Source organism: Spirochaeta dissipatitropha, from assembly GCF_054657935.1.
Genome location: NZ_BAAHXT010000051.1, coordinates 1 through 661 on the forward strand (window position 1 = coordinate 1; position 661 = coordinate 661).

At 46.4% G+C, this 661-nt stretch carries 1 protein-coding gene; it reads left to right on the plus strand.

Features of this window, described 5'->3' with window-relative positions; all coding sequences use genetic code 11:
* Positions 1 to 88: 88 nt before the first annotated feature.
* A partial coding sequence (locus tag ACYQ2L_RS17185; RefSeq protein WP_460058226.1) for an IS110 family transposase occupies positions 89 to 661 on the plus strand: 573 nt, incomplete at its 3' end.

A 661-nucleotide genomic window follows, 5' to 3' on the forward strand; every position in this document is an offset into this window, starting at 1 on the left:
GTTGAAGCAGTTGATACTCATTAAGGCCTCCCATGTGGAGGCACGGTATACTTACCGTAGAACAAAACTTCCGGACAAGGAGGCTCTAATGAGATTCTTTACAGACCAACATGAATTCTATGCAGGAATCGATCTTCATGCAAGAGAAATGTATGTATGCGTCATGAATCAGCATGCAGATATTCTGTTTCACCGGAATATGCCGGCGGATCCGGAGCACCTTGGCAAAGTGCTGTCACAATTCAGTTCCGATATTGTGGTCGGAGTGGAATGTATGTTCACCTGGTACTGGATCGCTGATTACTGTGAGGATCATTCAGTTCCCTTCATTCTCGGTCATGCACTATACATGAAAGCTATTCATGGTGGGAAAACCAAAAATGATCGAATCGATTCCAGGAAAATTGCTTCTCTCATGAGAGGAGGCATGTTTCCGATTGCCTATGTGTACCCCCGTCGGATGCGAGCAACCCGTGATCTACTCAGGCGGCGGGAGTATTTTGTGCGGCAGCAATCACAGCTTTTTGCTCATATCCAGAATACCAACAGCCAGTATAATCACCCCGGTTTTACCAGGAGCCTACGGACTCAGTCATTCAGAAACGGAATTGAACAGCGTTTCACTGATCCTTTGGTCCGGAACATGATCGAGGCAGATCTA